This window comes from Micromonospora sp. H61, from assembly GCF_018070325.1.
GTDB lineage: Bacteria > Actinomycetota > Actinomycetes > Mycobacteriales > Micromonosporaceae > Micromonospora > Micromonospora salmantinae.
In genome coordinates this window covers 108462-118659 of record NZ_JAGPXY010000010.1, presented here as the reverse complement: position 1 = coordinate 118659, position 10198 = coordinate 108462, and the positions used below count along the sequence as shown (strand labels likewise).

Below are 10198 nucleotides of genomic sequence, written 5' to 3'. Positions count from 1 at the left end.
GGCCCACTTCCGAGTCAGGTGAGGGAATTCAGGGCTTTGGCGTACGTGGGTGGGATGTGGTTGCGGCCGCCGGGGGTGAAGACGTCCGAGTGGGCCACTGCGGACCAGGCCGTCTCCGGGACGGCGTCGACCAGGGCCTGGATCACCGGGGCGTCGCGCCACTGGTCCTGCTCGGCGAGCAGGCCGAGGGCCACCACCGACTCCTCGACCTCGCCCACGCACTCGAACGGCTTGTGCCCGTCCACGCCCAGCAACTCGCGGTAGCCGGGGATCTGCGACTCGTCGGCCAGCAGGTCACCGCCGAAGATGTGGGTGACCCGCTCCCGTGGCATGAACGGCGCCATGGCCAGGAAGACGAAGCGGCACTTCGGGCAGTCACGGCACCAGCGCTCACTCGCGTCGCGCAGCTTGAACGCCTGGTTGCAGCTGGTCACCACGTCGTCGTACCGGGTGAACTCGGCGAACAGTCGGGCGATGTGCAGCTCGGACAGCGAACGCAGCAGGGAGAAGTACGGGTCGGTCAGGCCGGCGTGCTCGGCCAGCGACGCCCGCAGCAACCCCTCCGCCTCGACGCCCTTGGACCACTGGTGGTTGATCTCGTGGCCGTTCCAGACCAGGTTCGGGTCGGACGCCGAACGCTCGTTGGACATCACCACCGGGCCCAGCCCGTGCAGGACGGCGGTGGCCACCGCGATCAGGGAGTTGATGGCGGTGACCGGGATGTGCCCGTTCAGCGCGCCGGCCGCGTTCAGGTCGAACAGCACCGGGTCGATGCGCCGCCGGGCGGCCAGCGGGACCAGCCCGGACGCCTCGTTGACGGCGACGATCACGTGGTTCGGGTTGACCGAGAACGGCACCGGGTCCAGTTCGGCGCGGCGCAGCGCCTCCAGGCTCACGATCGAGTCCTTACCGCCGCCGACCGCCGAGAGCGGGCGACGGTCCGAGTCGTCGTACACCCGGGGTGACTCCGGGGTGCCGGCCGGCGCCTCCGGGCGCAGCTCGAGCACGTGCGGCAGTTGGTTGCGGTACGCGTACTCCGCGAGGCCCTTGGTGTAGACGGCCGTGACGTAGTCGACGGTGGCCGCGCCCAGCGGCGCCGGCAGCACGAGTCGGGGCGGCGCGGCGGCCTTGTAGTAGCTGACCCCGGCGACGAGGTGCAGCACCTCCAGCACCCGGTTGAGGGTCGCCACCGTCTCGTCGGAGGGCGGTTCCGCCGGCAGCGGAAGCGTGATCACCTCGGTGAACCGCTGCTCACCGGCCGGGCCGGTCAGGGCGTAGTCGAACAACACCTCGCCGGTAGCGAAGTCGATCGAGTAGGACGGGAAGGTGAAGGCGTCCATCCGCCGGAGCTGCTCGTTGGGCACACGCCATACTAGGCCCTGGTTCGTCCGGCCGTGTCCGGACCGGGCCCGCCCTGCCGCCGCCGTGACCCACGAGGAGAGCCCCGTGCGCCTTTCTGACCTGCGCGGACGTACCGTCGCCGTCTGGGGCACCGGTCGGGAGGGCCGGGCCGCTGTGACCGCCATCGCCGCGCACGGCCCGGCTGAGCTGGTCGCCGTCGACGACAGCGCGAACTTCCTGTCGTTGCCCTGGGACGGCCCCCTGGCCGAGGCGGCGCCGCTGGTCACCGGCGAGGCGGGCTTCGAACGGCTGGCCGCCGCGGACGTGGTGGTCCGCTCCCCGGGCGTGCCCCAGACCCACCCGTGGCTCATCGAGCTGCGCCGACGCGGGATCCTGGTGACCCAGGGCACCGCGTTGTGGATGGCCGACCACGCCGCGCGCACCGTCGGGGTCACCGGCAGCAAGGGCAAGAGCACCACGTCCAGCCTGATCAGTCACCTGCTCACCGCGATGGGCCGGCCGAACGTCTTCGGCGGCAACATCGGGGTGCCGACCCTGGACCTGCCGGACGCGGAGCTGTACGTGTTGGAGCTGTCCAGCTACCAGTGCAGCGACCTCACCGACTCGCCCCGGGTGGCGGTGGTCACCGCGCTCTTCCCGGAGCACCTGGACGCGCACGGTGGGGAACGGGAGTACTACCGGGACAAGCTCAACCTGCTCGCCCACGACCCGCAGACGATAGTGGTCAACGGTGGCGATCCCCGGCTCGCCGCGGAGCTGGGTGAGCTGCCGGCGGTCCGCGCCGGTCGCCCCGACACCACCCACGTCGCCACCGGCGCCGACGGTACGCAGTGGTTCCACTTCGGTGACCAGCCGCTCTTCCCGCGTGCGGTGCTGCCGCTGGTCGGCCGGCACAACGAGGGCAACCTCTGTGTCGCGCTCGCCGTGCTCGACGCGCTCGGCGTTGACGTGGTGGCCGGTAAGGACCACCTCGCGGTCGCGGTCGCCGAATTCCAGGGGCTGGCCCACCGGCTCACCGAGATCACCGACCCGTCCGGGCTGACGTTCGTCGACGACACGCTGGCCACCAGCCCGTACGCGGCCATGCACGCCATCGACGCGTACGACGGGCGGCCGTTGACGGTGATCGTCGGGGGCAACGACCGGGGTCTGGACTACACGCCGTTGGCCGAGCACCTGGCCGAGCGGGAGCTGACGGTGATCGGGATTCCGGACAGCGGCACCCGGATCGTCGAGGTGCTCGCCGGCCTGCCGAAGGTGCGTACCGAACTGGTCGACGATCTGGTGGACGCGGTCCGGCTGTCCCGCGAGGTGACCCCGGCCGGCGGGGTGGTGCTGCTGTCCCCGGCCGCGCCCAGCTACGGCCGGTTCCGCAACTTCGAGCACCGCTCCGAGGTCTTCGCCAAGGCCGTCGCCGACACCGCCCGCTGAGACCACTCGGCGGCGGGCCGGGCCTTCCAGGTCAGCGTGGATGAAGCCCGGCGTACAGGGCGCGCATCGAGCGGATCGCCGAGCGGATCTCCTGGAGGTAGCGCCCAGGCGTGAGTGTCTGCTCGGGCAGCACCGCCAGGTCGGCAAGCGCCGGGTCCACCCCGACCGTATCGATGGTGCACCCGTACGGCACTGCCAGTGTGCGCAGCGCGTCGCAGTGCTGGAACGGCACGTAGATCGGCGCGGTGACCATCAGGACCTTGTCGCCCGGCGCGAGCCGGACGTGGCCGGCCCAGAACCGCTGGGTGTCGGCGGTGTGGGCCCGCCGCTGGTCGGGTTCGCTGGACGGCGCGGCCAGTACCCGGATCGGCGGCAGCCCATCGGGTCGGTAGGTCCGCGACGACCAGGAGTGGTGCGGGTGGCCGGCGTCGACGCCGTCCTGCTCGGCCGGAGCGGCCACCTCGAACACCCGGCGGACGGCCGTGTCCAGCACGTCCACCTCGGTCTGGTCGGCCGGCAGGCCCGCCTCGGCGAGCGTGCGGCGTTCCCAGTCCGACAGCGGCCGGAAGCTGCCCAGCACGGCGACCTCGCCGCTCACCGGTAGGCCGGCGCGGAGCAGGTGCGCGGCGTAGCCGACGCGGCGTACGCAGGCGTGCGCCAGGCCGCCGAGCACCACCAGGTCGGCGTACGCCGACCGGGCCGGTGGCACCGGGTGGATCAGCCCGAGCGCGGCGGCCGCGTCGAGCACCAGTGTCGCGGTGGCCGGGTCGAGGTCGGGCTCCCGGGCGTCGGGCCGTTCCCGGCCGCCCCGGAAGTCCCAGTGGCGGGCGGAGAAGTCGTCGAGGAAGCGGAGCACGTCGGTGAGGTCACCGTCGGGCCAGGTGCCGCCGAAGTGGGCGACCAGGCCGCGGAGCGGGGTGGAGCAGACCCAGGTCTGGATATCCGCCGTGATCCGCTCGTCGTCCGTTCCGGTCGACAGCGCCGCGTCCGCTCTCTGCACAGCCGGATGCTACCGGCCCGCCGCGGCGGGGCCGGTGGTTGTGGTTGCTGTCTACGCTGGCGGGAGCGGCTGATTGGGGGATCTCGATGACCCGTGACGTGGCCCGTCAACGGTTACGGGAGGGCGGCGGCTCCACCGCCGGCTTCGTCCGGCTGGTGGCGCACACCGACCCGGTGGCGTTGGTCGGCATCACGCTGTCGATCACCCTCAGCGTCGTGCTCGACCTGAGCAACGCCGCCTCCGGGGTGGAGTCGCTGTTGGCCGGCCTGATGGGCATCACCATCTCGCTGTTGGTCGACTCACTGGCCCGCGCGGAGCGCCGCTTCCACCTGCGCACCCTGTTGGACGGCCCGCCCTGGCTGGTCCGCACCACGACGGAGCTGGCCGGGGCCATGCGGGAGGCGGCCGAGCAGCACGCGGGCACCCGGGTCGCGGTGGAGGCGCAGCGGCGCTACGAGCAGTTCCGGTTGGAGGCCGAGCAGCTCGCGGACGGCCGGATCATCCGGCGCGGTGACGAGGACGAGGATCTGGTCGGCGCGACCCGCGCCTGTGTACGTCGGCTGGACGGGTTGACCAACGTGATGCCCCGGGTGAGCGGTGAGCTGAGCTGGTGGCGCAGTGAGATCGGCCGGCGCTACTGGGAGGCCAATGTGGAGGCCCTGCAACGGGGTGTCCAGATCACCCGGGTCTTCGTCTACGCCACGCTGACCGACGACCTGTCCGCCCTGGTGGAGAAGCAGCGCGCGGCCGGGGCGCGGGTGGGTCTGCTGCCTCTCGGGGTGGTGAGTCCGCACCTGCACGTGAACTTGACACTCTGGGACGGGTCGAGCTGTTGGGAGGCCCACATGACCGCGCACGGCGAGATCGGCGAGAATCAGTTCTCGGTCAACCGGACGGACGTCGCTCGGCTCACCCGCGTGTTCGACCTCTGCGCGAACGCCGCGACCTTCCAGGACTGACGGCCCCCCACCGGGGCGGGAACGGGTGAGTCATGACGTGGAGCGCGGTCCTGCTGGTGACGGCCGTGGTCTGGGTGGTCAGCGTGATCCGCTCCGTCCGGCTCCGCGCGCTGGTCTACAGCCTGCCGCTGCCGATGACGCTCGCCCTGCTCACCACCGACTATCGGGTGGAGGGCGCGCAGGTGCTCGGTGTGCTCGGGCTCAACCTCTTCTTCGTCACCGTGGCGGTCACCCACCAGCGGTGGCGTTGGCCGATCCTGCTCGCCGACGTCGCGGGGATCGCCGTCTACGTGGCGCTGAGCGCCGGCCTGTTGGCCGTCCACATTTCGTTCGAGGTGGCTCTGGCCGTGACGCTCGTGCTCTGGCTGGCGGCCATCCTGTGGCTGCGTCGTCGTGCCAGCCACAGCGACAGCCGTGGCGTCGGCCCGCCCGCCGTTCTCGCCGAGGAGGCGGTCGCCGTCGCGGAGACCCGCCCGGACGGGTTGCCGGCGCTGCTCAAACTGGTGGTGATCTTCGTTGGGGCGGTCCTCACCCAGTTGCTCGGCGCGGTGCTGCGCGGCATGGTGGTGACGTTCCCGTACTCGGGGGTGCTGGTCGCCGTGGAGGCCCGCCGGCAGTTGACCGAGTTCAGTCGGCACTTCGCCCGCAACAGCCTCGCGCTGGTCGGTTTCCTCACCGCCTACCACTACCTTCAGGACGTCTCGTCGGCTGCGGCGCTGGGTGCCGGCTGGGCGGCCTTCGCGGTGGTCGCCGCCGCCCTGCACCTGCCGTTGCGCCCCCGCCAGGTCGCGCACGCGCGGGCGGCGGGCCGCCCGCCGCGGGCGTTGCGGTCGGCGACCGAGCCACAGACACCTACCGGCCTTCCCTGACCAACTCGGCGACAGTGGACCGACCCAGGGTGGCGGTGGCCGGCGAGGCTACGGATCGAGTGGTATTTCCCCATGAGCGCGGCGGAAATCACGGGTCAAGGCCAATCCTCGCCGTGGAAACCGTTGACGTGCTGTCAGGTCGGGACGTCCATGCGCTACAGGCTGACAGTTGTTCGCGTCGGCCGGCGGTGGGAGCGTGCGGTATCCACGAACGCCGCTGAAGGGTTGCCACGATGACCGACGACCTGCTGGCCCGGCATCGGGCCGTGCTCCCGTCCTGGATGCCGTTGTACTACGCCGAGCCGCTCGAGTTGGTCTCCGGCTCGGGCCGCCGGGTCACCGACGCGCAGGGGCGCAGCTACCTGGACTTCTTCGGCGGCGTACTGACGAACATGATCGGGTACGACATTCCGGAGATCCGGGAGGCCGTCGAGCGGCAGCTCGCCACCGGCATCGCGCACACCTCGACGCTCTACCTGATCCGCCAACAGGTGGAGCTGGCCGAGAAGATCGCCCAGCGCTCCGGCATCCCGGACGCCCGGGTGTTCTTCACCAACTCCGGCACCGAGGCGAACGAGGCGGCGCTGCTGGTCGCCACCAACCACCGCCGCTCGCACCAGATCCTGGCCGTGCGCAACAGTTACCACGGCCGGTCGTACGCGGCGATGGGCGTCACCGGCAACCGCAACTGGTCGGCCAGCGGCCTCAACCCGCTCCAGGTGGCCTGGCTGCACTCCGGTGACCGGGTGCGGGGTCTGCTGGCCCGGCTCAGCGCCGACGAGCAGGTCGACGCGGCGGTGGAGGACCTGCGCGAGGTGTTGGCCACCCAGACCGCCGGTGACGTGGCCGCGCTGATCGCCGAGCCGATCCAGGGCGTGGGCGGTTTCGTGCACCCGCCGGACGGGCTCTTCGCCGGCTGGAAGAAGGTCCTCGACGAGCACGGCATCCTGTTCATCGCCGACGAGGTGCAGACCGGTTGGGGGCGTACCGGGGAGCACTTCTGGGGTTACCAGGCGCACGGCGTCACCCCGGACCTGCTCACCTTCGCCAAGGGCATCGGCAACGGGTTCGCCCTGGCCGGGGTGGTCGGCCGGGCCGAGGTGCTGGAGTCGGTGCCGGCCATCAGCTTCTCCACCTTCGGCGGCAACCCGATCTCCACGGCGGCCGGCAACGCGGTGCTCGACTACCTGATCGCGCACGACCTCCAGGCGAACGCGGCCCGCGTCGGCGCGATCCTCGCCGACGGCCTGCGGTCCGCCGTGGGCGGGCTCGATTGCGTCGCCGAGGTACGCGGAAAGGGGCTGATGCTCGGCGTCGAGTTCGTCCGGCCGGGCGGCAGTGAGCCGGATCCGGCGCTGACCAACCGGGTCTTCGAAGCCGCCCGGGACGGTGGCCTGCTGACCGGCAAGGGCGGTCTGCACGGCAACGTGCTGCGGATGGGCCCACCGTTGACGCTGACCGAGGAGGAGGCCCGTGAGGGCCTGGCGATCCTCGTCGACGCGATCCGTTCGGCTGCGGGGGTGGCGGCATGAGCATCGGTCACTTCATCGACGGCAAGCGGGTCGGCGGCACGTCGCAGCGGCGCGGCGACGTGTTCGACCCGGCGACCGGTCGGCGTACCGCAGAGGTCGAGCTGGCCTCGACCGTGGACGTCGACGTTGCGGTGCAGGCCGCCGCCCGCGCGGCGCGGACCTGGCGGGACGCGTCGCTGGCCCGGCGGTCCGCTGTGCTGTTCGCCTTTCGGGAGCTGGTGCACGGCCGGCGGGACCGGCTCGCCGAGGTGATCACCGCCGAGCACGGCAAGGTGCTCGCCGACGCCGCCGGCGAGGTGCAGCGCGGCCTGGAGGTCATCGAGTACGCGTGCGGTCTGGCGTCGGCGCTGCGTGGCGCGTTCAGCGAGAACGTGTCCACCGAGGTCGACTCGTACACGATCCGGCAGCCGCTCGGCGTGGTCGCGGTGATCTCCCCGTTCAACTTCCCGGTGATGGTGCCGCTGTGGTTCGTGCCGGTGGCGGTGGCCTGCGGTAATGCGGTGGTGCTCAAGCCGAGCGAGAAGGACCCGAGCGCGGCGCTGCTGCTGGCCGAGTGGTTCGCCGAGGCGGGCCTGCCCGACGGGGTGCTCAACGTGGTCAACGGCGACTCCGAGGCGGTCGACGCGTTGCTGGAGCACCCGGAGGTACGGGCGGTGTCGTTCGTCGGCTCCACCCCGATCGCCAGGTACGTCTACCAACGCGGCACCGCCGTCGGCAAGCGGGTGCAGGCGCTCGGTGGGGCGAAGAACCACATGGTGGTGCTGCCGGACGCCGATCTGGACCTGGCCGCCGACGCGGCGGTCAACGCCGGATTCGGCTCGGCGGGGGAGCGGTGCATGGCCATCTCGGTGCTGGTGGCGGTGGAGCCGGTGGCGGACGCGCTGGTCGAGCGGATCGCCGCACGGGTGACCGGTCTACGCACCGGCGACGGCCGACGGGGCTGCGACATGGGCCCGCTGGTGACCGCCGCGCACGAGGCGAAGGTGCGCTCCTACGTGGACGCCGGTGTCGCCGCCGGTGCGGTGCCGGTGGTGGACGGGCGGGACGTGACGCCGGACGGCGACCCGGACGGTTTCTGGCTCGGTCCGACGCTCTTCGACCGGGTGACCCCGGACATGTCGATCTACACCGACGAGATCTTCGGGCCGGTGCTGAGCGTGGTCCGGGTCGGCTCGTACGACGAGGCGGTGGACCTGGTCAACGCCAGCCCGTACGGCAACGGCACGGCGATCTTCACCAACGACGGCGGGGCGGCCCGGCGTTACCAGCATGAGGTGGAGGTGGGCATGGTCGGGATCAACGTGCCCGTCCCGGTGCCGATGGCGTACCACTCGTTCGGCGGCTGGAAGTCGTCGCTCTTCGGTGACCTGCACGCGCACGGCGAGGACGGCGTGCGCTTCTTCACCCGGGGCAAGGTCGTCACCAGCCGCTGGTTGGATCCGCGCCACGGCGGGGTCAACCTCGGGTTCCCCACCCAGACCTGAGCAGTCGCAGCACGCCCGCCCCGGCCAGGTACGCCACCAGCGCCGGGACGGGCGTGCCGAGCGGCTCCGGGGCCTGCTTCGGCGTGGTGCTGTTGACGAGCAGCGCGGCCACCACGGCGGCGTAGCCGGCCACCGCCAACGCCGCCCGGGCCGGGGTGCCCCGAGGGGGCCGTCGCCCGCTGCGGTGCCGGCCGCTGCGGGCCTCCACCGGCCCGAAGATGGCGACCAGCACCGCCAGAACGGCGCTGAGCAGCAGCAACCAGGGCACCCGCCAGGCCCACCAGGCGGCCGTGTCAACCGCCGGGGTGGGCAGCGTCCCGACCGCGTCGAGCAACCCGATCAGCAGGATCGCGGCGGTCAGGTGCCAGAGGAAGACGGTCAGCACCACCAGGTTGACTCCGATCACCAGCTGCCACGGCCCGGTGCGGCGCAGCAGTCGCTCGGCCGGGCCGCGCAGCAGCAGGATCAGACCGAGCTGGCCGGTGGCGACGGCCAGCAACGCGAGGCTGGGTGGCGCGGCGTTGTCGAGCCGTTCGTCGGGCACCTTGAGCATGGCCACCGGCCAGGGGCCGAGGACGGTGAGCAGCAGCACCGCGCCCAGCCCACCCGCCAGGAAGACCAGACCGGCCCGGCGGGAGGTGGGCAGCCGCCGTCGGCGTACCCCTGGACGGTCGGGAGTCGACGGCCCGGCAGCGTCGGTCTCGGCAGGTGGTGGCGCGGTGTGGGCGTCGTGCCAGGCGAAGCCGAGCTGGTGGACGGCGAGCCAACCGAACAGGTAGTTGCCGTAGCTCAGCTCCTCCGGCCCGCTCAGCCGGCCGAGGTCGCCGAGGCCGACCAGTGTGACGAGCGCCAGCGGCACGGCCAGGCCGAGGCGGCGGTGCAGCGCGTACATCGGTGGGGTGAGCACGACCGCCGCCAGGTAGGCGACCAGGAACCAGAGCGGAATGGTGGCGAACCAGAACACCTCGCGGATCTGGGTGGGGTCGGCGCCGAGCGGCCAGGCGAGCGCCGCGGCTGCGCTGAGCACCAGCAGCAGCGTGCTGGTGGGCCGGACCAGGCGGGCACTGCGGTCGATCAGCCAGCCGGCGGCGTCGCCGCCGCGGGCCCGCAGCCGGGTCAGCGAGGCCGCGTTGGCGTACCCCCCGACCAGGAAGAAGACCGGCATCACCTGGGCCAGCCAGGTCAGCGGGTACGCCCAGCGCAGGTCGCCGAGCGCTGAGTGCCCGGTGGCCTGCCCGCCGGGGTCGCGGCCGATCACCGTGACGCTCCAGTGTCCGAAAACGACCATGGTGATGGCGAGCGCGCGGAGCAGGTCGACGTACCGTTCCCGCCCAGCCGGGGTGCGCTCGGCCAGCTCGCGCAGACGGCGCATCGCCTCAGGCTAGGCGACCCGGCGGCGGCTGGTGGTGATAACGGTTCGACAGTCAGGACTTGAAGTCCGAGCCCAGCTGTCGTAGAAATTCTTCAGCAACAGAGCATGAACTGAAGAGAACTACCGCCCCTCGCGCGGCGGACGCCTCCCCCCACAGACCGGCGATCCGCCCGACCCGACCCGAGGAGA

General features: G+C 72.0%; 8 protein-coding genes. 5 read left to right on the top strand and 3 right to left on the bottom strand.

The window, feature by feature from the left end; genetic code table 11:
• Positions 1-14 precede the first annotated feature (14 nt).
• Positions 15-1364 carry a hypothetical protein gene (locus KBX08_RS08145; RefSeq protein ID WP_210782004.1) on the bottom strand — a complete coding sequence of 450 codons (1350 nt, stop codon included), beginning with the start codon at positions 1362-1364 and terminating at the stop codon, positions 15-17.
• A gap of 82 nt (positions 1365-1446) precedes the next feature.
• On the opposite strand from KBX08_RS08145, the gene murD reads away from it, so the two are divergent.
• Positions 1447-2793 carry a UDP-N-acetylmuramoyl-L-alanine--D-glutamate ligase gene (murD, locus tag KBX08_RS08140; RefSeq protein ID WP_210782002.1) on the top strand — a complete coding sequence of 449 codons (1347 nt, stop codon included), beginning with the start codon at positions 1447-1449 and terminating at the stop codon, positions 2791-2793.
• Positions 2794-2824: 31 nt separating this feature from the next.
• Here murD and KBX08_RS08135 read toward each other — a convergent pair whose 3' ends face one another.
• Positions 2825-3793 (bottom strand): hypothetical protein, encoded by a 969-nt coding sequence (locus KBX08_RS08135; protein ID WP_210782000.1) that lies wholly within the window; start codon positions 3791-3793, stop codon positions 2825-2827.
• An 86-nt stretch (positions 3794-3879) separates the two neighbouring features.
• Between KBX08_RS08135 and KBX08_RS08130 the strand changes: the two genes are divergently transcribed.
• The 4 genes from KBX08_RS08130 to KBX08_RS08115 all read left to right on the top strand — a co-directional run bounded on the left by KBX08_RS08130 (position 3880) and on the right by KBX08_RS08115 (position 8637).
• Positions 3880-4752, top strand: coding sequence for a hypothetical protein (locus tag KBX08_RS08130; protein WP_210781998.1), 873 nt, complete (start codon positions 3880-3882; stop codon positions 4750-4752).
• A gap of 32 nt (positions 4753-4784) precedes the next feature.
• On the top strand, positions 4785-5621 hold the full coding sequence (locus KBX08_RS08125; protein WP_210781996.1) for a hypothetical protein: 837 nt from the start codon (positions 4785-4787) through the stop codon (positions 5619-5621).
• Between the two features lie 233 nt (positions 5622-5854).
• On the top strand, positions 5855-7153 hold the full coding sequence (locus KBX08_RS08120) for an aspartate aminotransferase family protein (protein WP_210781994.1): 1299 nt from the start codon (positions 5855-5857) through the stop codon (positions 7151-7153).
• The gene (locus KBX08_RS08115; RefSeq protein ID WP_210781992.1) at positions 7150-8637 is read left to right on the top strand and encodes a CoA-acylating methylmalonate-semialdehyde dehydrogenase; all 1488 of its coding nucleotides are present in this window, start codon (positions 7150-7152) and stop codon (positions 8635-8637) included. The genes KBX08_RS08120 and KBX08_RS08115 overlap by 4 nt, the downstream gene beginning before the upstream one ends.
• Here the strand turns inward: KBX08_RS08115 and KBX08_RS08110 are convergent.
• Positions 8609-10009: an acyltransferase gene (locus tag KBX08_RS08110; protein ID WP_210781990.1), complete on the bottom strand. Its 1401-nt coding sequence runs from the start codon at positions 10007-10009 to the stop codon at positions 8609-8611. The two genes, KBX08_RS08115 and KBX08_RS08110, sit on opposite strands and share 29 nt — an antisense overlap.
• Between the last annotated feature and the right edge of the window lie 189 nt (positions 10010-10198).

Bases quoted from the DNA above. Each gene is read 5' to 3' on its own strand.
- KBX08_RS08120 (WP_210781994.1), top strand. From the start codon at position 5,855: ATGACCGACGACCTGCTGGCCCGGCATCGGGCCGTGCTCCCGTCCTGG.
- KBX08_RS08130 (WP_210781998.1), top strand. From the start codon at position 3,880: ATGACCCGTGACGTGGCCCGTCAACGGTTACGGGAGGGCGGCGGCTCC.
- KBX08_RS08110 (WP_210781990.1), bottom strand. From the start codon at position 10,009: ATGCGCCGTCTGCGCGAGCTGGCCGAGCGCACCCCGGCTGGGCGGGAA.
- KBX08_RS08115 (WP_210781992.1), top strand. From the start codon at position 7,150: ATGAGCATCGGTCACTTCATCGACGGCAAGCGGGTCGGCGGCACGTCG.
- KBX08_RS08125 (WP_210781996.1), top strand. From the start codon at position 4,785: ATGACGTGGAGCGCGGTCCTGCTGGTGACGGCCGTGGTCTGGGTGGTC.